General features: G+C 57.1%; 20 protein-coding genes and 2 tRNA genes. 12 read left to right on the top strand and 10 right to left on the bottom strand.

Annotated features, from left to right (window positions below; translation table 11 throughout):
* Nucleotides 1–29: 29 nt before the first annotated feature.
* From ORY85_RS06870 to ORY85_RS06855, 4 genes are all read left to right on the top strand, one after another.
* On the top strand, nucleotides 30–1,547 hold the full coding sequence (locus ORY85_RS06870; RefSeq protein WP_274572558.1) for a sodium-dependent transporter: 1,518 nt from the start codon (nucleotides 30–32) through the stop codon (nucleotides 1,545–1,547).
* Nucleotides 1,544–1,636, top strand: a complete 93-nt coding sequence (locus ORY85_RS06865) for a methionine/alanine import family NSS transporter small subunit (protein ID WP_274572559.1) — start codon at nucleotides 1,544–1,546, stop codon at nucleotides 1,634–1,636. Before ORY85_RS06870 ends, ORY85_RS06865 begins: the two co-directional genes overlap by 4 nt.
* Before the next feature lie 696 nt (nucleotides 1,637–2,332).
* Nucleotides 2,333–3,616 carry a glutamate-1-semialdehyde 2,1-aminomutase gene (hemL, locus tag ORY85_RS06860; RefSeq protein WP_274572560.1) on the top strand — a complete coding sequence of 428 codons (1,284 nt, stop codon included), beginning with the start codon at nucleotides 2,333–2,335 and terminating at the stop codon, nucleotides 3,614–3,616.
* Between the two features lie 47 nt (nucleotides 3,617–3,663).
* The gene (locus tag ORY85_RS06855; protein WP_274572561.1) at nucleotides 3,664–5,454 is read left to right on the top strand and encodes an aminopeptidase P family protein; all 1,791 of its coding nucleotides are present in this window, start codon (nucleotides 3,664–3,666) and stop codon (nucleotides 5,452–5,454) included.
* A gap of 301 nt (nucleotides 5,455–5,755) precedes the next feature.
* Here ORY85_RS06855 and ORY85_RS06850 read toward each other — a convergent pair whose 3' ends face one another.
* Nucleotides 5,756–6,679 (bottom strand): L,D-transpeptidase, encoded by a 924-nt coding sequence (locus ORY85_RS06850; RefSeq protein WP_274572591.1) that lies wholly within the window; start codon nucleotides 6,677–6,679, stop codon nucleotides 5,756–5,758.
* A gap of 132 nt (nucleotides 6,680–6,811) precedes the next feature.
* Between ORY85_RS06850 and ORY85_RS06845 the strand changes: the two genes are divergently transcribed.
* Entirely contained in the window at nucleotides 6,812–8,149 is a 1,338-nt protein-coding gene (locus ORY85_RS06845; protein ID WP_274572562.1) for a 23S rRNA (uracil(1939)-C(5))-methyltransferase, read from the top strand.
* A gap of 84 nt (nucleotides 8,150–8,233) precedes the next feature.
* Here the strand turns inward: ORY85_RS06845 and yidC are convergent, their stop codons facing one another.
* The 4 genes from yidC to rpmH form a co-directional block, all read right to left on the bottom strand.
* Nucleotides 8,234–9,868 carry a membrane protein insertase YidC gene (yidC, locus tag ORY85_RS06840; protein WP_274572563.1) on the bottom strand — a complete coding sequence of 545 codons (1,635 nt, stop codon included), beginning with the start codon at nucleotides 9,866–9,868 and terminating at the stop codon, nucleotides 8,234–8,236.
* Between the two features lie 104 nt (nucleotides 9,869–9,972).
* Nucleotides 9,973–10,182 (bottom strand): membrane protein insertion efficiency factor YidD, encoded by a 210-nt coding sequence (gene yidD / locus ORY85_RS06835; RefSeq protein WP_274572564.1) that lies wholly within the window; start codon nucleotides 10,180–10,182, stop codon nucleotides 9,973–9,975.
* Nucleotides 10,179–10,523, bottom strand: a complete 345-nt coding sequence (gene rnpA, locus ORY85_RS06830) for a ribonuclease P protein component (RefSeq protein ID WP_274572565.1) — start codon at nucleotides 10,521–10,523, stop codon at nucleotides 10,179–10,181. The genes yidD and rnpA overlap by 4 nt, the downstream gene beginning before the upstream one ends.
* Nucleotides 10,524–10,528: 5 nt before the next feature.
* Nucleotides 10,529–10,663 (bottom strand): 50S ribosomal protein L34, encoded by a 135-nt coding sequence (gene rpmH, locus ORY85_RS06825; RefSeq protein WP_002214728.1) that lies wholly within the window; start codon nucleotides 10,661–10,663, stop codon nucleotides 10,529–10,531.
* Between the two features lie 233 nt (nucleotides 10,664–10,896).
* Here rpmH and dnaA point away from each other — a divergent pair, with 233 nt between their 5' ends.
* From dnaA to secB, 3 genes are all read left to right on the top strand, one after another.
* Nucleotides 10,897–12,450 carry a chromosomal replication initiator protein DnaA gene (gene dnaA / locus ORY85_RS06820; protein ID WP_274572566.1) on the top strand — a complete coding sequence of 518 codons (1,554 nt, stop codon included), beginning with the start codon at nucleotides 10,897–10,899 and terminating at the stop codon, nucleotides 12,448–12,450.
* Nucleotides 12,451–12,473: 23 nt separating this feature from the next.
* Nucleotides 12,474–13,577: a DNA polymerase III subunit beta gene (dnaN, locus tag ORY85_RS06815; protein ID WP_274572567.1), complete on the top strand. Its 1,104-nt coding sequence runs from the start codon at nucleotides 12,474–12,476 to the stop codon at nucleotides 13,575–13,577.
* 124 nt (nucleotides 13,578–13,701) lie between these two features.
* A complete protein-coding gene (gene secB, locus ORY85_RS06810; protein WP_274572568.1) occupies nucleotides 13,702–14,160 on the top strand; it encodes a protein-export chaperone SecB in 459 nt (152 codons plus the stop codon).
* 68 nt (nucleotides 14,161–14,228) lie between these two features.
* Here secB and ORY85_RS06805 read toward each other — a convergent pair whose 3' ends face one another.
* The 5 genes from ORY85_RS06805 to ORY85_RS06785 all read right to left on the bottom strand — a co-directional run bounded on the left by ORY85_RS06805 (nucleotide 14,229) and on the right by ORY85_RS06785 (nucleotide 18,512).
* The gene (locus tag ORY85_RS06805) at nucleotides 14,229–15,152 is read right to left on the bottom strand and encodes a tyrosine-type recombinase/integrase (protein WP_274572569.1); all 924 of its coding nucleotides are present in this window, start codon (nucleotides 15,150–15,152) and stop codon (nucleotides 14,229–14,231) included.
* A complete protein-coding gene (gene aceK, locus ORY85_RS06800) occupies nucleotides 15,145–16,908 on the bottom strand; it encodes a bifunctional isocitrate dehydrogenase kinase/phosphatase (protein WP_274572570.1) in 1,764 nt (587 codons plus the stop codon). Before aceK ends, ORY85_RS06805 begins: the two co-directional genes overlap by 8 nt.
* Nucleotides 16,909–17,091: 183 nt before the next feature.
* Nucleotides 17,092–17,167, bottom strand: a tRNA-Ala gene (locus ORY85_RS06795).
* A gap of 6 nt (nucleotides 17,168–17,173) precedes the next feature.
* Nucleotides 17,174–17,250 (bottom strand) — tRNA-Met (locus ORY85_RS06790).
* Nucleotides 17,251–17,360: 110 nt separating this feature from the next.
* Nucleotides 17,361–18,512 carry a class I SAM-dependent methyltransferase gene (locus ORY85_RS06785; RefSeq protein ID WP_274572571.1) on the bottom strand — a complete coding sequence of 384 codons (1,152 nt, stop codon included), beginning with the start codon at nucleotides 18,510–18,512 and terminating at the stop codon, nucleotides 17,361–17,363.
* Between the two features lie 316 nt (nucleotides 18,513–18,828).
* On the opposite strand from ORY85_RS06785, the gene ORY85_RS06780 reads away from it, so the two are divergent.
* The 4 genes from ORY85_RS06780 to ORY85_RS06765 are packed head-to-tail and all read left to right on the top strand — an operon-like array spanning nucleotide 18,829 to nucleotide 22,325.
* Entirely contained in the window at nucleotides 18,829–19,293 is a 465-nt protein-coding gene (locus ORY85_RS06780) for a division/cell wall cluster transcriptional repressor MraZ (protein WP_274572572.1), read from the top strand.
* Nucleotides 19,290–20,270 carry a 16S rRNA (cytosine(1402)-N(4))-methyltransferase RsmH gene (gene rsmH / locus ORY85_RS06775; RefSeq protein WP_274572573.1) on the top strand — a complete coding sequence of 327 codons (981 nt, stop codon included), beginning with the start codon at nucleotides 19,290–19,292 and terminating at the stop codon, nucleotides 20,268–20,270. Before ORY85_RS06780 ends, rsmH begins: the two co-directional genes overlap by 4 nt.
* A gap of 2 nt (nucleotides 20,271–20,272) precedes the next feature.
* The gene (gene ftsL, locus ORY85_RS06770) at nucleotides 20,273–20,536 is read left to right on the top strand and encodes a cell division protein FtsL (RefSeq protein WP_274572574.1); all 264 of its coding nucleotides are present in this window, start codon (nucleotides 20,273–20,275) and stop codon (nucleotides 20,534–20,536) included.
* A 22-nt stretch (nucleotides 20,537–20,558) separates the two neighbouring features.
* On the top strand, nucleotides 20,559–22,325 hold the full coding sequence (locus ORY85_RS06765; RefSeq protein WP_274572575.1) for a penicillin-binding protein 2: 1,767 nt from the start codon (nucleotides 20,559–20,561) through the stop codon (nucleotides 22,323–22,325).
* Nucleotides 22,326–22,332: the final 7 nt, after the last annotated feature.

Here is a 22,332-nt window from a genome sequence, read left to right as displayed (position 1 = left end):
AGAAAAACAAAACCTTTCGGAGGTGTATTGTGTCCAACACACAGCAATCAGAACGCGCAACCTTCTCCAGCCGGCGGATGTTTATGTTTGCCGCCATCGGCTCGGCAGTCGGCTTGGGCAATATCTGGCGTTTCCCCTATATCGCTTACGACAACGGTGGCGGTGCGTTTATCCTGCCTTATCTGGTGGCTCTGCTGACCGCCGGTATCCCGCTGCTGTTCCTCGACTATGCCATCGGCCACAAATACCGCGGTTCGGCGCCTTTGGCATTCCGCCGCCTGAGCAAAAGCTTTGAAACTTTCGGCTGGTGGCAGGTGCTGATTAATGTGATTATCGCCGTTTACTATGCCGTGATTATCGGCTGGGCGGCCAGTTACACCTACTACGCCTTCAACAGCGGCTGGGGTGCGGATCCGGCGGCATTCTTCTTCGGCGACTTTCTGAAAATGTCCAAAGAAGTGGGCGTGGGTTTCGATTTTGTCGATACCATCGTCGGCCCGCTGATCGGTGTGTGGATCGCCGTGTTGCTGATTATGGCTTTGGGTGTGCAGAACGGTGTAGGCAAATCTTCGGTGTTCTTTATGCCGCTTTTGACTGTGATGTTTATTGTTCTGGTGCTCAGCTCGCTGACGCTTGACGGTGCGGCCAAAGGCTTGAACGCCCTGTTTACCCCCGATTGGAGCAAGTTGGCCGAGCCGACCGTCTGGATTGCCGCTTACGGTCAAATTTTCTTTTCGCTGTCGATCTGTTTCGGCATCATGATTACCTATGCTTCCTACCTGAAAAAGCAGACCGACCTGACCGGCACCGGTATGGTGGTGGGTTTTGCCAACAGCAGTTTCGAGCTGCTGGCCGGTATCGGCGTCTTTGCCGCGTTGGGCTTTATGGCGGTGTCGGCGGGTAAAGAAGTGAGCGAAGTGGCGACATCGGGCATCGGCCTGGCCTTTATCGCGTTCCCGACCATTATCGACAAAGCCCCGTTCGGTTCGGTTATCGGCGTGCTGTTTTTCGGTTCGCTGGTATTTGCCGGTATCACTTCGCTGATTTCGATTCTCGAAGTGGTGATTGCCGCCGTTCAGGACAAATTGCGCTGGAACCGCATCACGGCAACGTTTGCCGTCGGCCTGCCGCTGATGGCGGTATCGACGCTGCTGTTCGGCACGACGACCGGCCTGCCGGTACTGGATGTGATGGACAAATTCGTCAATAGTTTCGGTATCGTTGCCGTGGGCTTTGCATCTATCTGCGCGATTATGCTGACCAAGCGTTTCGATATTCTGGCCGCGCACATCAATTCGGTTTCGTCGTTCAAGCTGGGTGCGGGCTGGAAACTGTTTGCGGGCATCATCACGCCCGTCGTGCTGACCTATATGCTGGTATCCGAAATACTCAAAGTGGCCCAAAACGGCTATGAAGGCTATCCGTCTTGGTTTGTGGGCACGTTCGGCTGGGCGATGGCCGTCGGCCTGATTGTCCTGGCCTTTATCCTGTCGAAACTGGCTTGGCACGACGGTGCCGACAATTACCGTGAAGGAGACGATTCATGAGTGCAATTGCCATTGTGATGATGCTGGTGGCTTTGGTGGTGATCTGGGGCGGTCTGATTGTATCCGTCCTGCGCCTGCCGAAAGAATAACCGGCCGCAACCATGCAAAACCTGCCGTTCTGATGCGGCAGGTTTTGCATTTGGCGGCTTGGGGTGCGGCACGGCAGCTGTTAAAATAACAGTTTTGACAGGATAACGGCGGACAGGCCGTCTGAAAACGGTGCAAAGCACCGTTTCTGCGCAGCTAAATGGTGTGTCGTGCCTGTTTGCGAGGCTGGAATGCCGTTTTGCCTGACAGTAGGTCGGATACTTGTATCCGACACGGCGGGTATGTTTTTTGTCGGATACAAGTATCCGACCTACGGTGCTGCGTAGCTAAAATGAGCGCAGCTGAGTAGGTCGGATTATTCCATCTGACAGCAATACTGCTTTTGTCGGATTCGGGAATCTTACTGTGAGACAGGAATGCCGTTTTGGCTGAGTAGGTCGGATTTTCAAATCCGACATGGCGGGTATGCTTTTTGTCGGATACCAGTATCCGACCTACTGTGCTGCGCAGTATGGCTGTAGGTCGGATTTTCAAATCCGACGTGGCGGGTATGCTTTTGTCGGATACCAGTATCCGACCTACTGTGCAGGCCGGATTGTTCCGTTTTACATGGCAGTACTGTTTTTTGCAGATTTTGGAGTCCGGTCTGCGCATCAGTTTCAGTTTCGCAAAAACCCGATTCGTCCGCTTTCAGACGGCCTGAGTGCGCTGTCTTTTTTCAATTTTAAGGAATCACGATGAACCGTAACGAACAGCTTTTCCGCCGCGCGCAACAGATTATCCCCGGCGGGGTCAATTCGCCCGTACGCGCTTTCGGCAGTGTGGGCGGTGTGCCGCGCTTTATTAAAAAGGCAGAAGGCGCGTTTGTATGGGACGAAAACGGGCAGCGTTATATCGATTATGTCGGCTCGTGGGGGCCTGCGGTTGTCGGCCACGCGCACCCCGAAGTGGTGGAGGCTGTGCGCGAAGCGGCGTTGGGCGGCTTGTCGTTCGGTGCACCCACAGAGGCCGAAATCGTGATGGCCGAAGTGATTGCCGAAACCCTGCCTTCGGTGGAGCGGCTGCGTCTGGTCAGCTCGGGTACAGAGGCGACCATGAGCGCGATCCGTCTGGCACGCGGTTACACCGGACGCGACAAAATTGTGAAGTTTGAAGGCTGTTATCACGGTCATTCGGACAGCCTGTTGGTCAAAGCGGGCAGCGGTCTGCTCACGTTCGGCAACCCGAGTTCGGCAGGGGTGCCGTCTGATTTCACGCAACATACGCTGGTGCTGCCGTATAACGATACGGCTGCGCTGGAAGCCTGTTTTGCCGAATACGGCGCGCAGATTGCCTGCGTGATTTGGGAGCCGGTGGCGGGCAATATGAATCTGGTGAAACCCTCGGCCGAATTTGTCCGACTGTTGCGCGGCATCACCGAGCAGAACGGTGCCGTTTTGATTTACGACGAAGTGATGACGGGTTTTCGTGCCGCCTTGGGCGGGGTGCAGTCGCTGCACGGCATCCGGCCCGATTTGACGACGATGGGCAAGGTCATCGGCGGCGGTATGCCGTTGGCGGCTTTCGGCGGCAGGCGCGAGATTATGGAATGTATTTCGCCCTTGGGCGGCGTGTATCAGGCCGGTACGCTGTCGGGTAACCCCGTGGCGGTGGCGGCCGGTCTGAAAACGCTGGAAATTATCCGCCGCGCGGGTTTTTATGAAAACCTGAGTGCGCGCACGGAACAACTGGTCAAAGGCTTCAAGGAGGCGGCCGGACAGGCGGGTGTGGTCTTTAACGCCGATTGTGTCGGCGGTATGTTCGGCCTGTATTTTGCGGCAGAAATTCCGCAAAGTTATGCCGATATGGCCGCGTCCGATACCGAAGCGTTCAAGCGGTTTTTCCACGGTATGTTGGACGAGGGCGTGGCATTCGGCCCTTCGGCATTTGAAGCCTGCTTTATGTCGGCCGCGCATACGCCGGAATTGATTGATGAAACCGTGGCACACGCCCGAACGGTCTTTAACCGTATGGCCGTCTGAAAAGCGTATCGACAGTATTCTGCAACATACTAATCCTAGGGAAAATCATGAATCAGGTTCAACAGACTTTGGCCGCTTTGCGCGGACACATGGCGCAACACGGTTTGGACGCGTGGATTGTGCCGTCGGCCGATCCGCATTTGTCGGAATACCTGCCCGAACACTGGCAGGCGCGCCGTTATCTTTCCGGCTTTACCGGCTCGGTCGGGACTTTGGTGGTTTGCCGCGATACTGCGGGCTTGTGGGTGGACAGCCGTTATTGGGAGCAGGCGGCCGCGCAGTTGGCCGGTTCCGGCATTACGCTGCAAAAGGCGGGCGAAGTGCCGCCGTATCACGAATGGCTGGCGCAACATCTGCCCGAAGGCGCGCGCGCCGGTGCGGCGGCCGATATGCTGTCTTTAAGCGGCAAACGCCAGTTGGAAGCGGCTTTTGCCGCCAAGAAGATGACACTGCACCTGGACGGGGATTTAAACAGTGCGGTGTGGCCGCAGCGGCCGCCGCTGCCGCAGGAAACGGTGTATCCTCACGATGCGGCCTATGTATCCGAAAGCGCGGCCGACAAAATCCGCCGCGTGCGTGCCGCCATGCTGGCGCAGGAGGCGGATTATCATTTCATTTCGTCTCTGGACGATATTGCGTGGCTGACCAATCTGCGCGGCAGTGATGTATCGTTCAACCCCGTCTTTTTATCGTTTCTGCTGCTGAGTGCCGGTGATGCCGTTCTGTATGTCGATGAGGGCAAACTCAATCCGGCCGCACGGCAGGCTCTGGCAGCGGCAGCGGTGCGAACCCGCCCTTATGCCGCCGCTGCGGCGGATTTGGCCGGCGTTTCGGGCAGTTTGCTGATTGAGCCGAACAAAACCGCTGTGTCTACTTTGAACCGTCTGCCCGACACTGTCCGCCTGGTGGAAAACATCAATCCGAGCACCTTGTTCAAGGCACAGAAATCCGCTGCCGATCTGGCACATATCCGGCAGGCGATGGCGTATGACGGTGCGGCCTTGTGTGCGTTTTTTGCCGATTTCGAGCAGAAACTGGCCGACGGCGTGCGTCTGACCGAAATCGATATCGATGAAATGCTGTTGAACGAACGTGCCAAGCAGCCGGGTTTTATTTCGCCCAGCTTCGATACCATTGCCGGTTTCAACGCCAACGGCGCGCTGCCGCACTACCGCGCCACGCCCGAAGCGCACAGCGTGATTAAAGGCGACGGCCTGCTGCTGATTGATTCGGGCGGCCAATATTTGGGCGGCACCACCGACATCACGCGCGTTGTGCCTGTGGGCCAACCGTCGGCCGCCCAAATCCGCGATTTCACACTGGTGCTCAAAGCCCATATCGCGCTGGCCGAAACCGTTTTCCCCGAAGGCATTTTGGCACCGATGCTCGATGCCGTCTGCCGCAAACCCTTATGGCAGGCACAATGCAATTACGGCCACGGCACGGGACACGGCGTGGGCTATTTCCTGAACGTCCACGAAGGCCCGCAGGTCATTGCCTATACCGCCCAACCCAATCCCAACCACGCCATGCGCGAGGGTATGATTACGTCCAACGAACCGGGGCTGTACCGTCCCGGCCAATGGGGCATACGCATCGAAAATCTGGTGGCCGCCCGCAAAGTCGAAGCACCGCAGGAAACCGCATTCGGCAGCTACCTGTATTTTGAAGATTTGACACTCTGCCCGATCGACACACGCCTGATTGAGCGCGCGCTGCTGACGGAAAGCGAAACCGCCTGGCTGAACGCCTATCATGCCAAAGTGCGCGAAGCCCTGCTGCCGCTGACCGACGGCGCGGCACGCGATTGGCTGCTGGCGCGTACAGAGGCTGTCTGAATTTCTGAATCAGGTTTGGGGCAGGACGGATACCGGTATCCGGTAAAAGCGGCTGCCGGTATCGATCGGAAAATCCGGCTGAGGCGGTTGCGGCACCGGTAAAACGGCAAAAGGCATAGTTGGGTTCCTTTGAATTTAACGGATTGTAAATAAAGGAACCCGAACCAGGCTTACGCAAGTGATGATGACTGTGGCATCAAAGATGATGTGAAGTTTTGTTAAGCTCCTTCGAGCCTGTAAATATATAAGGCCGTCTGAAAACGTAAAGTGTGTTTTCAGACGGCCTTTCGTTTGGCGCGGTTTAAAACAGGGTATTGCTGCCAGTCGGTGCCGAAGCGGGGGTGGAAGCCGGTGCGGTGTCGCCGACATCGACTTCGATGGCCGTACCCTCGGGCAGCGTTTCGGTCGGTTCGGCCGGAGTGGCAGGGGTTTTGACGGCTTCGGTGCCGGTCAGTACGCCTCGGCCGCTTGTCCACTCAATCGATTGCAGGCTGCCTTTGACTTTGGCGGGGGCGGTGCAGGTAATGCAGTTCAGTGTGCCGGTACGGTTTTTCAGGACGGCTTCCAAACGTTTGGCCTGTACGGTTTTACCGTTGGCTTTTGCCCATTCGGCGATGCTTTTGCGCAGTGCGGCGGTATCGAGGTTTTTCTGTTTGTAGGGGTCGCGGAATGCCGCCAGCCAGAGGTTTTGGTCGCTGTCGCTGTTGAGGGCGGCCAGCTGGTAGATGACATCAACCGGTGTGCCGCGTTTGATGGTGCGGGCAAATTCCATCGCATCGGGAGATTTCATGCGCACGCAGCCCGCGCTGACGACACCGGGGACGCTGGAAGGCGTGTTGGTGGCATGGATGCCCAGCCCCAGTTTGGGTTCGCCCATGCGGATAAATACGCCGCCCAACGGGTTATCGGGGCCGGGCGGAACGACTTTGACACCGTCATTGCGTTTTTTCTGAATCGATTTGGGGACATACCATGTGGGGTTGTATGCGGTGGCACCGATTAAATGGCGGCCCAGATCGGTGGGGGTATCCGCTTTGCCTACGCCGACCGGATAGATTTTGACCAACTTGCCGTCCTGATACAGGAACAGGCGCTGTTGCGGAATATTGACGGCGGCGTGCTGGCCTTGCGCCAGCGGCGCGACATCGGGCAGGGCGGTTGGGTTGTTGGCGGCCGCTGCGGCACTCAATATGGCGGCCGGCAGGCTGAATCCGAGTTTTTTCATCATGATGGCAGACTTTCAGTAGGGCTGTCGGTTGGAAAAAATAACCGACTATCATACCGAAGTTTGCTGACGGTTGTGCGAAAATATGCGTTTTTGCCGCGCGGTGCGGCTGAGTAATGACAAGGATACAACATGATGAAATCCGGTGCGTTTCAGACGGCCTTGACGGGCGAGGGTCGGGTGTCGGGCATCGATCAGGAAGGGCGCGGGGTGGTGCGCGGTGCGGGGAAAACGGTGTTTGTGGCCGGTGCGCTGCCGTCGGAGCGGGCGGTATACCGTATTGTGCGGCGGCATAAGGGCTTTGATGAGGCCGAAGCGGTGTCGCTGTCCGACGTTTCGCCCGTGCGCCGCGAACCGCCGTGTCCGCAGTTCGGCGAATGCGGCGGCTGTGCGTTGCAGCATATTGAAGACAGTGCGCAGGTGGCGTTTAAGCAGCGGATTGTGGAAGAGCAGTTGTGGCGCATCGGCAGGGTGCGCCCGCAACGCTGGCTGCCGCCGATTTACGGTTTTGCCCGCCATTACCGCCAGCGCGGCCGTTTGCGCGCGCAATGGACGGAAAACGGCTTGCGGCTGGGGTTTCAGGCGCGGCGCAGTCATCGGGTGGTGGCGGCCGGCGGGTGTTTGGTACTGCCTGAGGCGGTGGCGCGAATGCTGCCCTTGTGGCAGCAGCTGCTCGGTGCTCTGCTGGACAAAGCAACCTTGGAGGGTCTGTCGTTTGCCCAAGGCAGCCGTGTACTGGCGTGGCAGATTCATACGCGCCACCCGCTGGCGGATGCGGTGCGTGCGCGCTTGATTTCGGCGTTGGCGGCATGGCAGGAGGAAACAGGTACGGTTTTGCAGCTGTGGCTGTCGCACGGGCGCGGGGCGGCCGAATGTGTGGCGGGGCAGGCGGCGGATTTGTATTATGAGTTGCGTCAATACGGTATCCGTATGCCGTTTGCACCGGGCGATTTTACCCAAGTCAATGCCGAAACCAATGAGCTGATGGTGGCGCGTGCGCTGGCATTGCTGAATCCCGCAGCGGGGGAGCGGATTGCCGATTTGTTTTGCGGTTTGGGCAATTTTACCCTGCCGTTGGCGCAAAGCGGCGCGCAGGTGCTGGCGGTGGAGGGTTTGGCTTCGCTGACGCGGCGGGCACAGGCCAATGCGTGCTTGAACGGTTTGGCCGGCCATATCCGTTTTCAGACGGCCGATTTGTTTGCATGTACGGCGCAAACGGTTGCGGCTTGGGGGCATTTGGATAAGATGCTGATTGATCCGCCGCGCGCGGGCGCGTATGCGCTGGTGCAGGCTTTGCCGGCGGGTATGCCGAAACGGCTGGTGTATGTGTCGTGCAATCCGGCTACGTTTGCGCGCGATGCGGCGGTGTTGGTGCGCAAAGGGTATGTATTGGAAGAAGCGGGCGTGATGAATCTGTTTGCGCAAACCGCCCATGTGGAATTGGTGGCGCGCTTCGAGTATGGCGGCTGAGTGCGGATGGAAATGGCATGCGGATAAAAAGGCCGTCTGAAAACCGCTATGGACGGTTTTCAGACGGCCTTGCCATTTCCTGTGTTACGAAACGACTTCGCCTTGCTGGCGTTGGCTTTCGATTTTCTTATTGATGTACCACTGCTGGGCAATCGACAGCAGGTTGTTCACCACATAGTACAGTACCAAGCCTGCGGGGAAGAAGAAGAACATGACGGAAAACACCAAAGGCATGATCTTCATCATTTTCGCCTGCATCGGGTCGGTGGGCGGCGGATTGAGTGTGGTTTGAAACCACATGGTGGCCGCCATCAGAACGGGCAGGATAAACCACGGGTCGGTACGCGACAGGTCGGTAATCCAGCCCAGCCACGGTGCCTGACGCAGTTCGACCGAGTTGAAAATCGCCCAATACAGGCCGATGAATACGGGAATCTGCAACAGCATCGGCAGGCAGCCGCCCAAGGGGTTGATTTTTTCGTTTCGGTAAAGCTGCATCATGGCCTGCTGCATGCCCATGCGGTCGTCGCCGTACTGCTTTTTGAGTGCTTCCATTTTCGGCGCGACGGCACGCATTTTGGCCATCGATTTGTATGAGGCATTGGTCAGCGGATAGAGCAGGGCTTTCACGATAACCGTCAGCAGGACAATCGCCCAGCCCCAGTTGCCGGTCAGTTTGTACATTTTTTCCATCAGCCAGAACAGGCCGGTGGCCGGCCAGTGGACGCGGCCGTAATCTTTGACCAGCTCCAATTTGTCGGCCACATTGCGGATGACGTCGGTGGTCTGCGGACCGGCGTAAAGCTGCATATTGGTGCTGCGGGCGGTGCCCGGCGCGATTTCGTTCATCGGAACGCTGACACCGGCCGAGTAAAGATTGTTGCTGCGGCGTTTGATCTCGATGTTGCATACACCGGTGGTGCAGACGCTGGCTCCGTCTTTGGGTTGGAGAATCCAAGTGGCCATGAAATAGTGCTGGGCCATGCCGACCCAGCCCGAATCGGTGCGGCGTTGGTATTCGGATTGTTCGCGGCCGCTCTCGAAATCGTCGTCCAAGTCGTCGAAAGCGACTTTCTGGAACTCGCCCGAGGGGGTGTAGAGCACGGGGCCGGTAAAGCTGTACATAAAGAAGCCTTCACCCTCGGGCGCACTCTTGTCGCGTACCACGCGGTAGGCCGGATCGGCTTTGACGGCGGTGCCGCTGTTGTTGGTTACGTCAAAACGGACATCGACCAGATAGCTGCCTTCGGTAAAGGTATAGATTTTATCGATTTGCAGGCCGTTGTCTGCTGTGGCCGACAGTTTCACTTCGGCTTTGCCGCCGTTGAGGTTGTAGGTTTTTTGCGGTGCGCTGAACGTCAGGTTTTTCGTCAGGCTGCGGCCCGCATCGTCCACCAAATCGGCCTGTGCGATGTAGGTATAGGCTTGGCTGTCGCCAAACAGCTGGAAATTTTTGGCTTTGTCGTTGGCCGCATCGTATTTCAGCAGCGTCATCTGGCGCAGGTCGCCGCTGTTTTCGTCGATGACGGCTTGGACGGTGTCGGTCGTTACCGTAACCGGGACGGCGGGCTTCAATGCCGTGTCAGCCGCTGCTTTTTGTTGTGCCTGCTGCTGCGCGGCGGATTGCGGCGCGGGTTTCGGGGTGGGAAACAGTTGTTCCCAGCCCAGCAGAATCAGCAGAGCCACAGCAAAAAACAGGGTCATGCGTTTGAAATCCATGGTGTTTTCCTGTGTTTCGGGATTAAGGGGTTGCGGCAACTCGGCCGCAGGCTGAAACGGCTAAGGATAGCAGATAAATCGGGCTTTGCCGAACGCTATTTGCATCAGGGCAGCGGGTCGTGGCCGTGGCCGCCCCACGGGTGGCAGCGGGCGATGCGTCTGGCGGCCAGCAAACTGCCTTTGAGGGCGCCGTACTTTTGCAGAGCTTCCAGTGCATATTGCGAGCAGGTCGGGGTATAGCGGCAGCGTGGCGGGATCAGCGGGCTGACGGCGTAGCGGTAGAACTGCACCAGCCATTGCAGCAGCCTGCTCATATTCGGCCGCCCAGCAGCCGTGCCAGCTGCGCGCGTGCCTGTGCGGCTTCTCTGCGGGTAAAGCCGCAGCGGACGCGCACGATAAAGTCGTGCGGCGGCAGCGTGTGGCGGTTGAGGCGGAACCATTCGCGGATCAGGCGTTTCATGTAGTTGCGCCGGTTGGCGCGCTTGGCGGCTTTTTTGCCGACAATCAAGCCGAGACGCGGGTGGCAGTGTCCGTCCGAAGCGGCAAACCAGACTTGGAACAGTGCGGAGTGACGCTGCTTTTTTAAAGCAAAAACGGAAGAAAAATCTTCCGTTTTGCGTAAGCGGTAAGGCTTGCCGAAGCCGTATGACGGCATGGGCGTTACACAGCCAAGCGTTTGCGGCCTTTGGCACGGCGTGCGGCCAAAACGGCACGACCGCCGCGGGTTTTCGAGCGGACCAGGAAGCCGTGGGTGCGTTTGCGTTTGGTAACGGAGGGTTGGTAAGTGCGTTTCATACTGTTTCCTAAAATGTATCAGAAATATCAAACGGACAATTACAACCTAAAAAGCGGCTTTTGTCAAACAATATAAACTCTTTGCGTGTGCGCGGAGTGTAAACGGAGCGTATATGCCGCAGCTTTATTCATAGCCGATGGTGGGGAAATTCGGTATAATCCGCGCATCTTGGCACGGCCGGTGCCTTTATGATTGGTTTCAGGGGTTTACCTGATTTTTCGGACGGTATGAAATGGATTTAGCCGATTTTTGGCCGCAGTGTCTGCGCCGCCTTTCCCAAATGCTGACGCCGCAACAGTTTGAAACTTGGATTGCGCCGCTGACTGTGGGAGAAGAGGCGGGTGTTTGGACGGTGTATGCCAAAAACCAGTTTTGCTGCAATATGCTGAAAACGCAGTTTGCCGTCCATTTGGAGGCGGTGCGTGCCGAGCTGGTGCCTGCCCGTCCGCCGTTGTTGATTAAAACCGGACGCGGGGAAAGTTATCCGATGGCGTCCGAGACTTTTGAGACGCAAAAGGCGGCTTCTTTGCCAAGAGTGCGGGAAGAGATGCAGGGCGATTTCAGGCCGTCTGAAAACGGTGTTGCGGAGCGGGTTGAGGCGGATGAAACCGTGATGCGCGGCAAGGCGGCCGATATTTTGAGTGAACGTGTGCGCCGGTTGTCGGCGAAAACTGCCGCCGCACCGGTTTCAGACGGCCGGACGGCGGCAACAGTGCAGGCTGATGCGGAAACAGGCGCGTTTGATGCGCATACCGAACGTTTGAAGCAAAGCAATCTGGCTCCCGACTATCTGTTTGAAACTTTGGTGGTGGGCAAGGGCAACAGCATGGCGGCGGAAGCAGGCAAGGCCATTGCCGAAAACCCCGGCCAGCAATACAATCCTTTTTTTCTCTACGGCAGCACGGGTTTGGGTAAAACCCATCTGGCTCAGGCCATCGGCCACAGCCTGCTGGCCAAGAATCCGCAGGCCAAGGTCTGCTATATGCACGCTGACGATTATGTGCGCGGCCTGATGGCGGCGTTCCGCAATAAGGGTTTTGAAGCGTTCAAGCAGAAATACAAGCAATATGATTTGCTGATTATCGACGATATTCAGTTTATCAAAGGCAAAGACCGCACGATGGAGGAGTTTTTCTACCTCTTCAACCATTTCCATGAAAAGAAAAAACAGCTGATTCTGACCTGCGATGTCCTGCCTGCGCGCATAGAAGAGTTGGACGACCGTCTCAAATCGCGTTTTGTCTGGGGCCTGACTCTGGAACTGGCTCCGCCGGAATTTGAGATGCGCGTGGATATTCTGCGCAAAAAAGCCGAATTGTCGGGCATAGAGTTGAGTGAAGAAGTGGCCGACTTTATCGCCAAGCATATCCGCTCGAACGTGCGCGAGCTGGAAGGGGCGTTCAAGCAGGTGGAAGCGCGCAGCCGTTTTCTGAACAAAAAAGTGGATCTGGATTTGGTGCGCGAAGCATTGGGTGCGATGGTGGCGAGTGCCTACAAGGTCATCACGGCCGATTTGATTATGGAAGAAGTGGCGCGCCACTACCGCATCAAAATCAGCGATCTTCTCGGCAAAAAGCGTTCGCAGAATATTGCCCGCCCGCGCCAGATTGCCATGTGCCTGACCAAAGAGCTGACCAATATGAGCCTGCCCGCCATCGGCGACGCTTTCGGCGGACGCGATCACACGACGGTAATGCACGGTGTGAAAAAAGTCGGCCAGCTGCGTTCGGAAGATCCCGAAGTGGCGCAAGATTACGAAAAACTGTTCAATTTAATCCGAAATTAATCCGCATAAAGGGATAACGAAAAATGCAGATTTTACAAGCCGAACGCGATGCGCTGCTCAAACCGCTGCAGGCAGTAACCGGCATTGTGGAAAAACGCCACACGCTGCCGATTCTGTCTAATGTGCTGTTGGAAAATGTGCACGGCCAAACGAATATTCTGGCCACCGATTTGGAAATCCAGATTAACACCGCCGGCCCCGACAGCGCGGCCGAAGACTTCCGCATCACCACCAACGCCAAAAAATTACAGGATATTCTGCGCGCACTGCCCGAAGGGTCGCTGGTGGCTTTGGATTGGGCACAAAACCGGCTGACACTGAAAGCGGGCAAGTCGCGTTTCGCCCTGCAAACCCTGCCGGCGGAAGATTTTCCGCTGATGAGTGTGGGCGAGGAAGTCAGCTCGGCTTTTTCGCTGACGCAGGAAGTGCTGAAAAATATGCTGTCTCAGGTGCAGTACAGCATGGCGGTGCAGGATATCCGTTATTATCTCAACGGCCTGCTGATGCAGGTTGAGGGTAACCGGCTGAGTCTGGTGGCGACAGACGGCCACCGTCTGGCCTATACCGCCACTTCCATTGATGCGCAGCTGCCCAAAGCCGAAGTGATTCTGCCGCGCAAAACGGTGTTGGAACTGTTCAAACTGCTCAACCAGCCGACAGAGCAGGTAACGGTCGAGCTGCTGAACAACCAAGTCCGTTTCCGCTGCAACGATACGATTATCGTCAGCAAAGTGGTGGACGGCAAATTCCCCGATTTCAACCGCGTGATTCCGCTCGATAACGATAAAATCTTTCTGGTCGGCCGCACCGCGCTGCTGGGCGCGTTGGAGCGTGCGGCGATTTTGGCCAACGAAAAATTCCGCGGCGCACGCCTGCTGCTCCAACCCGGCCTGTTGAGCGTGGTGTGCAGCAACAGCGAGCAGGAGGAGGCGCGCGAAGAGCTGGAAATCGCTTATCAGGGCGAAGAGCTGGAAGTGGGCTTCAATATCAATTATCTGATGGACGTGTTGCGCAATGTCCACAGCGACGATATGCAGCTGGCGTTCGGCGATGCCAACCGTTCGACGCTGTTTACCGTGCCGAACAATCCGAACTTCAAATATATCGTGATGCCGATGCGGATTTAGGCCGGGCTTGCGGTGTCCCTGAATAAGCGGTATGGTGCTGTCTGTATGAAGCAGGCGGCGGTGGCCGCAGATTATCTTGACCTGCCGTTTTCAGACGGCCTATTTAGACAAGCGGAGTAGTGAAATGAGTGAACAAGTGCAAGAACAGCAGGAAGTGCAACCGGTTTTCAGTATTGAAAAACTGTATATCAAAGATTTGTCTTTGGAAGTGCCCCATGCGCCGAAGATTTTTCTGGAAGCAGGCGAGCCGGAAGTGGATATGCGCATTTCTACCCAAAGCGAGCAGTTGGAAGACGAATTTTTCCATGTGGCCGTAACCGTTACCGTAACCGCCAAGCTGGCCGATGAGCGCGTGATGTTCCTGAACGAAGTAACGCAGGCGGGTATTTTCCGTCTGGCGGGTATTCCCGAGGAAGACCGCCAGCTGCTGCTGGGCGTTGCCTGCCCGAATATCCTGTTCCCGTATGCACGCGAGGCGGTTTCCAGTACCGTTACCCGTGCGGGCTTCCCGCCCGTGATGCTCGCGCCGATCAATTTCGAGGCGATGTACCAACAGCAGCAGGAAGCGGCGGGCAACGCCTGATTTCCGACTGCTGATGTTTGAAGGCTTGAAGGCCGTCTGAAACGCCGGGGGTGTTTTCAGACGGCCTTTTACCGTCCGGCCTGTTCGTCGGTGTCCGGGCTGCTGTTTTGCCGCTGCGCGCGCGGGTGGGCGGCATCATAGGCGGCGGCCAGATGGTCGAAATCCAGTTTGGTATAGATTTGGGTGGTGGACAGACGGCTGTGGCCGAGCAGCTCCTGTACTGCGCGGATGTCGCCTGCCGATTGGAGCAGGTGGCTGGCATAGCTGTGGCGCAGCATGTGCGGGCTTAAATGCTGTGGGCTGCCGTTTTTCAGTGCCCAGTCGCGCAGGCGGTTCTGGATTTGGCGCATACCCAGGCGGCGGCCTCTGTTGTTGGTAAACAGTGCCTGCTCGCCGCTTGGGGCATGGCGCCGGGGCAGATAACGGTGCAGGGCAGCCCTGCTTTGGCTGCCCAAGGGAACTTGGCGCGGTTTGCCGCCTTTGCCGGTAACACTGACCCAGCCGCCGTCCAGGTGGATATCGTCCACATTCAGGCCGTGTACTTCCGCCAGCCGAAGGCCGCAGCCGTACAGCAGTTCGAAAATGGCCAAGTCGCGGCAGTCGGGCAGAGTGTCGGCGGCGGCATGGTCGAAGGTGCGGTTGAGCGGTTCGGCATCGACGGCTTTGGGCAGCCTTTCGGGGGTTTTCGGGGCGCGCAGACCGGCAAGCGGATCGGTATCGATCAGGTTTTGTTCCTGAAGGTAGCGTGCGTATTGCCGCCATGCCGACAATTTGCGTGCCAGCGAGCGCGGATGCCGGTTGCGCTGCGAGAGTTTTTTTAGCGCGGCCGTGAAGTGGTGCGGGTGCAGTACACCGTTTTCAGACGGCATCAATGCGGCCAGTTCGGCCAAGTCGCGGCGGTAGGCGGACAAGGTGTGTGCCGATTTTCCCTGTTGGGCCAGGCGGGTGAAATAGGCTTCCTGATGGGCGAAAAAACCGGCAATGTCAGACATCGGTATCGTCCACCAGGCCTTCGGCGGTTTTCTGCGGGCGGAAGCGGACCGATTGCGGATAGGGGTAGAAATCGTCATACAGTCCGGCTTGCAGGCGTGTTTTTTTGCCCTGCCAGAATTCGACGGTCAGCAGGTCTTTGTGGTGCTTCATAAATACTTGGCGTACATCGGGTTCGCCCAGCAGGAAGGGGCCGAATTCTTCGGGAAAGACATCGCCGGGACGGACGGGATACCAGATTTCGTCGGACATTTCCATTTCCGGCGAGGGGGCGGGCGGGATTTTGCGGAAGTTGCAGTCGGTCATGTATTCGATTTCGTCGTAGTCGTAGAAAATCACTCTGCCGAAACGGGTCATGCCGAAGTTTTTATACAGCATATCGCCGGGGAAAATATTGGCCGAAGCCAGCTCTTTGAGTGCGAAGCCGTAATCGATAACGGCGGCGGCTTTTTCTTCCGGCGAGGCCTGCTGCATAAACAGATTGAGCGGTTTGAGGCGGTGTTCGATGTAAACGTGTTTGATGATGACCCAATCTTCGGTTTCTTCGATTTGATTGGGGGCAAGTGTGCGCATTTCTTGCAGGAAAGTTTCATCGCAGCGGTGTTTGGGCAGCGGCACATTGGAAAATTCCAGCGTATCCGCCATGCGGCCGACACGGTCGTGCTTTTTCACCAGCAGGTATTTCCCGCGCACATAGTCGCGGTCGAAATCTTTATTGTGGCCGAAAACATCTTTAATGACTTTGAAAACATAAGGAAACGAGGGCAGGGTGAATACACTCATCACCAAGCCTTTGATGCCGGGTGCGGGAATAAATTTATCGTCGGAATATTGCAGATGCTGGGTAAACTCGCGCCAGAAAATGCCTTTGCCCTGCTTGTGCAGTCCCAGCAGCGTGTAGAAGTCGCCGTCCGAACGCATCGGCAGCATTTCGCGCAGAAAACGCACATAGCTGCTGGGAACCGGCATATCGACCAAAAAATAGGCGCGGGCAAACGAGAACAATACCGAAATCTGCTTGGGATCGAACAGCGCAGCATCAATCATCAGCCTGCCGTCATCGTTGTGCAGAACGGGCAGGGCAAACGGGTGTTTGCTGCTGCCATTGACAATCTGGCCGAAAATATAGGCCGATTTGTTGCGGTAAAACGGCGAATGCAGTACTTGGATATGCAGGTTCATTTCCTGTAAGGGCCATTCCTGCCGCAGGTGCCGTTCGGCCGCCGTCAGAATATGGGCGATGTCTTCATCTTCGTGGGCAAACGGCACCTGCCAGCCGAAATGGTGCAGAATCTGGCGGAAACAGTCGGCCAGACTCGATTGGGCGGGATAAAAGGTGCGGAAAGCGGGCGGGTCGGAATCGATAAACTCGGTGCTGATGGCCGGTTTGACGAAAATAAACTGGTTGTTGAAGTATTCCTTGGCCAAAACCTTGGTGGATACCGAATTGAAAAACGTTTCGGCCAATTCAGGCTGTTTGTGGTTCACCAGCAGGGCGATGTATTCCTTTTTCGCACCCGCCCACAGCGCATCGGAACCGCAGCAGTCGGCCAGGGTTTCGCGCAATACGTCCACAGCTTCGCGTACGCGGTTGTCATACATTTGGATGCGGTAGGCCACCAAATCCTGAATGCCTTTCCAGTTGCGGGTTTCAAACAGATGTTTGGCCTGGGACGAGGCTTCGCGGTAGAGGCGGTAATGGCGGTTGAAACCGGCCAGAATGGTTTCGGCGATGGTGCGCGGGCAGGGTGGAGACATGGCGGATTCCTTTGCGGCTGCTGGATATGGTGCTGCCGCATAACCATATTGCTTTTCGCAGCAAATGGCAAGGCGGATAGGCCGTCTGAAATAAAGATGTCGTTCGGCAGACAGAGAAACCGGGCCGGCAGGGGCGGCAAAAATAAAAAAAGCAGTCGGACAAACCGACTGCTTTTTTTTGTTTGGTGGAGGTAAGCGGGATCGAACCGCTGACCTCTTGCATGCCATGCAAGCGCTCTACCAACTGAGCTATACCCCCGTATTCTGGTGGCGAATCAGGGACTCGAACCCCGGACACAAGGATTATGATTCCTCTGCTCTAACCGACTGAGCTAATTCGCCTAGCGAAGTTGCAACTATAAAGTCTGCCTGCCAGTTTGTCAAATACTGTCTGATGTTTTACTGATGGGCCGGCTGTTGTTGTTTGATTTATCTGTAAATTTAAATTTCTTTTACAGCTTATGGCAGATGTCGCCGTGCCGAAAGCCCGTCCAGTCGATGCCGATATGGCGGCCGAAGGCGATGACTTTGAAGAGTTCGCCCATTTCGTGCTGTGCGGTCAGTTGGTTGAGTGCGGCGGCTGCATGCAGATAAGCGGCGCTGTCGGGAGGGGCGGTTTGCGCGAGCAGGTCGGTGATGCCGAGATTCAGCAGAAAGCGGCTTTGCGGCAGATAGCCGATCAGGTCGAGTCCGGCCGAGCAGCCGGCATCGGCAATGTCGGTGAAATTGACGTGGGCGGTCAGGTCGGTCAGGCCGGGGAGAAACAGCGGGTCGTGGACGGTATGGTGGCGGTAGTGGCCGATCAGGGTGCCGTCGCTGCGCTGCGGGTGGTAGTACTGGGCGGCATCGAAGCCGTAGTCTATCCAAATCATCGCACCGCGTGTGAGTTTGTCGGCGAGTGTGCGGATAAAGGCGTGTTGGGCGGGGTGCAGCTCGCTGGTGTAGGGGGTGAGGTGCGGCAGGTAGGTTTCGGCTGCACGGATAAGTCCGGGATTATCCAGCGGACGGTTTTGCAGGCACAGAGTGTCGTTTTCGATGCCGGTGCCGACCTGCATCAGGCCGTCTGAAATGCGGGCAATGCGTTCGGCAGGCATGGCGTCCAGTACTTCGTTGCCGATGATGATGCCGTCGAACGTATCGGGCAGGGTGTTCAGGCGGTGGACTTTGGCGGCGGCTTCGGGGGCGTGGCGGCGGATATGGTCCAGCTGGCGGGCGGCCAAGTCGGGAGACAGTTCGATGATGCAGTATTCGCGCAGGCTGTGCGGCGGCAGGTGTTGCAGCAGGGTGGCGGCCAGTGCGCCGGTGCCTGCGCCGAATTCGTACACGGTACCGGCGGTTTGCGGCAGTAATTCGGCCAGCTGGCGGGCGAGGGTTTGGCCGAACAGCGGGGAGAGTGTCGGGGCGGTGATGAAGTCGCCTGCGGCACCGATTTTGTGCGCGCCGCCGGTGTAGTAGCCGTATTGCGGGGCATAGAGTGCCAGCTGCATAAAGCGGGAAAACGGTATCCAGCCGCCTTGGCGGCGGATTTCCTGCTTGACGGTTTCTTGCAGCATCAGGCTGGCGTGCAGGGCATCGGTTTCGGGTTGGGGCAGGTCGGGGGGCATCGGTTAGATTTTGTAAAAAGTTCAGGTGCGGCGGCTATTGTAGCGTGCCGGTTGCGGATTGTCATGGAGGTGTACGGTGTCGGCTGCCGGATAGTAAATGTTTGTATTTTTACCGAATATTTTGGTTTGGCTGGTTTTTTGGGGCGGTTTGGCTGCGGGTGTGTGCGGTTGGGTGGCGGCTAAGTGTTTGTTAGACGGATTGTTTTTGTGTCGGGCTTGTTTGACGTGGCTGCGGATTTTTCTTATAGTGTCGAAATGTGGGGCAAAGTGTCTTTAAGTGGGATATTTGCCGAAAGAGATCCAATCGGAGAACGGCGTGTTTTTTACCAGCGGCGCTCAGGAATTGAGCATAGACAGCAAGGGGCGTTTGGCTATACCGGCCAAGCTTCGCGATGTCCTGCACCGCCAATATACGCCGACGCTGGTCATCACGATTGCCAGTCAAAATCATCTGCTGCTGTTCCCCGAGCAGGTATGGGCGGGCTGGGTGCCCAAACTTTTGGATCCGACCACGGCGCAGGGTAATCCGTTGGCGCGCCGTGTACAGAATATGATGCTGCACAATGCCGAATCGGTCGATTTGGACGGCGCGGGTCGCATTTTGCTGCCGGGCGGGCTGCGGCGGCAGGTATCGTTTGACCGTGAAGTGAATCTGGTGCCCAAAGGCAATCAGCTGGAATTGTGGGATCGCGGTGTGTGGCAGCGGCAGCAGGCCGAAGTGCTGGCGATGGATCCCGAGGTGCTGGCTGCCGAGTTGGCCGGACTGGATCTGCCGTTATGACGAAAGAAGCGGTTCATATTACGGTGCTGCTGCATGAGGCGGTGGACGCGCTGGCAGTCAAACCCGACGGTGTGTATGTGGACGGCACGTTCGGCCGCGGCGGCCATTCGCGCCTGATTTTGTCGAAGCTTGGCGAAAAAGGCCGTCTGGTGGTGTTCGACAAAGACCCGCAGGCGGTGTCGGTGGCGCGTGAGCTGGCGGCGAAAGATAAGCGGGTGTCGGTGGTGCATGACGGATTTGCCGCTTTTCAGACGGCCTTGGACGGCTTGGGTATCGGGCAGATTGACGGTGCGCTGTTTGATCTGGGTGTTTCGTCGCCGCAGATTGATGAGGCGGCACGCGGTTTCAGTTTCCGTTTTGATGCGCCGCTGGATATGCGCATGGATCCGACGCGGGGGCAGTCTGCCGCCGAATGGCTGGCATCGGCTTCGGAAGACGAGATTCACGAAGTGATTAAAAACTACGGCGAAGAGCGGTTCAGCCGTCAGATTGCGCGCGCGATTGTGACGCAGCGGGCCGCAGCACCGATTGATACGACGGCCAAGCTGGCGGCGGTGGCGGCGCAGAATGTGCGCACCCGCGAGCGCGGGCAGGATCCGGCCACGCGTACGTTTCAGGCGGTGCGGATTTTTATCAACCGCGAATTGGAAGAAATCGAGGCGGTGCTGCCGCAGGCGGTAGGCCGTCTGAATGTCGGCGGCCGCTTGGCCGTAATTGCCTTTCATTCTTTGGAAGACCGGATCGTCAAACAGTTTATGAAACGCTGTGCCGGCCGCGAGCAGCTGCCCAAGTGGGTGATGGTGCGCGAAGCGGATTTGCCGCAGCCGCCTTTGACGTTGATCGGCAAGGCGCAAAAGGCTTCGGCGCAGGAAGTGGCGGCCAATCCGCGTGCGCGTTCCGCTGTGTTGCGGGTGGCCGAGCGTACCGCAGGCGGATTTGCAGTACACGGATTGCCCGACAGAGAACAGGCCGTCTGAAAATGAATAAAGTGAACATTATTTTGCTGGCGGTGGCTTTTGCTTCGGCCATGACGGTGGTGACGGTCAAAAACCAAACCCGCCTGCGGTTCAGCGAACTGGATCGGGCACAGAAGGCCGAAATCAAACTGGAACAGGATTATGCGCGCCTGCAACTGGCTCAGGCAAAACTGGCCAATACCCGCCTGATTAAAGCGGCGGCCGAGCGTCAGAAATTGCAGCCGCCTATTGCGGCCGACACCAAAATCATTACGGTAAAACAATAAAAAAGCAGTATTCGGAAGTCATATGCTGATTAAGAACGACTACAAGCCGCGGATGCTTCCGCGCCAGCCCAAAGGCAAAAAACCGGTTACCAGTAACGGCCGTATCGTTTTGGTACTCGGTGCGTTTGCCGTGGCGTTCAGCGCCATTATTTTTCAGGGCGTGCGCATGAATACCGTGAAATACGAAGAGTACAAGAAGTACGGCGACGACCGTTTTGTGCGTACGGTTACCCTGCCTGCGTCGCGCGGCCTGATTACCGACCGCAACGGTACGCGCCTGGCCATTTCCGCGCCCACGGAATCACTGTATGCCGTGCCGGCGGGTATGGAAATGCCGGGTGATGATCAGTTGGCGCAATTGTCCGCACTGCTGGATATGCCGCAGGAAACCCTGCGCAGCCGTTTGGCGCGCAAGGAAACCGAATCGGGCAGACCGGTGGAATTTGTTTACCTGAAACGCCAGCTGCCGAAAGAGACGGCCGATAAAATCGCGGCATTGAATATTAAAGGTCTGGCGTTTGAGAAGGAAACGAAACGCCATTACCCGTCGGGCAGGCTGTTTGCCCAAGTGGTCGGTTTTACCAATATCGACGGCAAAGGGCAGGAAGGTCTCGAACTGGCGTTGGAAAAACGCCTGCGCGGCGAGAACGGTGCCAAAGTGGTACTGCGCGACAATAAAGGCAATATCGTGGACGGCATCGATTCGCCGCGCAACCGCGAACCGAAAGACGGCCTCGATGTCCGGCTGTCGCTGGATCAGCGCATTCAAACGCTGGTGTATGAAGAATTGAACAAGGCGGTGGCTTACCACCGTGCCAAGGCGGGCAGTGCCGTTGTTCTGGACGCACAAACCGGAGAAATTCTGGCTTTGGTCAATGCGCCGGATTACGACCCCAATAATCCCGGCAACGCAAACAGCGAACAGCGCCGCAACCGCGCAGTAACCGATATGCTGGAACCCGGTTCCGCACTCAAACCTTTTCCGGTGGCCAAAGCGTTGGACGACGGCAAAATCGGCGTAAATTCGTGGTTCAACACCAACAGCTATAAAATCGGCCCCGCCACCGTGCGCGATACCTACAACTATGCCTCGCTGGACGTGCGCGGCATTATCCAGAAATCGTCAAATGTCGGAACCAGCCGTATTTCCGCCATGTACGCGCCGCAGGATATGTACAATTTCTACCGGCAGATCGGTGTGGGGCAGCGTATGTATTCCGGTTTTCCCGGCGAAACCCCGGGTATGCTGCGCAACTGGAAAAACTGGCGGCCCATCGAGCAGGCTACCATGTCGTTCGGCTACGGTTTGCAGCTGAGCCTGCTGCAACTGGCGCGCGCCTATACGGTTTTGACCACCGACGGCAAGCTGATGCCGGTTTCATTTGAAAAACAGGAGCAGACACCGCAGGGCGAGCAGGTTATCAAACCGGAAACTGCCCGTGCCATGCGCAAAATCATGATTGCGGTAACCGAAAAAGGCGGCACGGGTACGGCCGGTGCGGTGGACGGATTTGATGTGGCGGCCAAAACCGGTACGGCGCGCAAATTGGTCAACGGCCGTTATGCCGACAACAAACACGTGGCCACCTTTATCGGCTTTGCGCCGGCCGAAGCACCGCGCGTGATTGTGGCTGTGTCGGTGGACGAGCCTTCCGCTAACGGTTATTACGGCGGCACGGTGGCCGGGCCTGTTTTTAAAGCGGTTACGGCGGGCAGCCTGAATATCATGGGCGTGGCACCGACCAAGCCCCTGAAAGAGAGCGGCGGCGTTCAAGCCGCGAAAAACTGACGGAAAG

Source organism: Neisseria leonii (assembly GCF_028776105.2).
Taxonomy (GTDB): Bacteria; Pseudomonadota; Gammaproteobacteria; order Burkholderiales; family Neisseriaceae; genus Neisseria; species Neisseria leonii.
Note: the sequence above shows the minus strand (reverse complement) of the source record. Positions and strands in the feature narration are given on the sequence as shown.

What these genes read in the sequence shown, in the direction of transcription:
- ORY85_RS06865 (WP_274572559.1), top strand. Translation starts at nt 1,544, where the DNA reads ATGAGTGCAATTGCCATTGTGATGATGCTGGTGGCTTTGGTGGTGATC.
- hemL (WP_274572560.1), top strand. Translation starts at nt 2,333, where the DNA reads ATGAACCGTAACGAACAGCTTTTCCGCCGCGCGCAACAGATTATCCCC.
- ORY85_RS06855 (WP_274572561.1), top strand. Translation starts at nt 3,664, where the DNA reads ATGAATCAGGTTCAACAGACTTTGGCCGCTTTGCGCGGACACATGGCG.
- ORY85_RS06850 (WP_274572591.1), bottom strand. Translation starts at nt 6,679, where the DNA reads ATGAAAAAACTCGGATTCAGCCTGCCGGCCGCCATATTGAGTGCCGCA.
- ORY85_RS06845 (WP_274572562.1), top strand. Translation starts at nt 6,812, where the DNA reads ATGATGAAATCCGGTGCGTTTCAGACGGCCTTGACGGGCGAGGGTCGG.
- yidC (WP_274572563.1), bottom strand. Translation starts at nt 9,868, where the DNA reads ATGGATTTCAAACGCATGACCCTGTTTTTTGCTGTGGCTCTGCTGATT.
- yidD (WP_274572564.1), bottom strand. Translation starts at nt 10,182, where the DNA reads ATGAGCAGGCTGCTGCAATGGCTGGTGCAGTTCTACCGCTACGCCGTC.
- rnpA (WP_274572565.1), bottom strand. Translation starts at nt 10,523, where the DNA reads ATGCCGTCATACGGCTTCGGCAAGCCTTACCGCTTACGCAAAACGGAA.
- rpmH (WP_002214728.1), bottom strand. Translation starts at nt 10,663, where the DNA reads ATGAAACGCACTTACCAACCCTCCGTTACCAAACGCAAACGCACCCAC.
- dnaA (WP_274572566.1), top strand. Translation starts at nt 10,897, where the DNA reads ATGGATTTAGCCGATTTTTGGCCGCAGTGTCTGCGCCGCCTTTCCCAA.
- dnaN (WP_274572567.1), top strand. Translation starts at nt 12,474, where the DNA reads ATGCAGATTTTACAAGCCGAACGCGATGCGCTGCTCAAACCGCTGCAG.
- secB (WP_274572568.1), top strand. Translation starts at nt 13,702, where the DNA reads ATGAGTGAACAAGTGCAAGAACAGCAGGAAGTGCAACCGGTTTTCAGT.
- ORY85_RS06805 (WP_274572569.1), bottom strand. Translation starts at nt 15,152, where the DNA reads ATGTCTGACATTGCCGGTTTTTTCGCCCATCAGGAAGCCTATTTCACC.
- aceK (WP_274572570.1), bottom strand. Translation starts at nt 16,908, where the DNA reads ATGTCTCCACCCTGCCCGCGCACCATCGCCGAAACCATTCTGGCCGGT.
- ORY85_RS06785 (WP_274572571.1), bottom strand. Translation starts at nt 18,512, where the DNA reads ATGCCCCCCGACCTGCCCCAACCCGAAACCGATGCCCTGCACGCCAGC.
- rsmH (WP_274572573.1), top strand. Translation starts at nt 19,290, where the DNA reads ATGACGAAAGAAGCGGTTCATATTACGGTGCTGCTGCATGAGGCGGTG.
- ftsL (WP_274572574.1), top strand. Translation starts at nt 20,273, where the DNA reads ATGAATAAAGTGAACATTATTTTGCTGGCGGTGGCTTTTGCTTCGGCC.
- ORY85_RS06765 (WP_274572575.1), top strand. Translation starts at nt 20,559, where the DNA reads ATGCTGATTAAGAACGACTACAAGCCGCGGATGCTTCCGCGCCAGCCC.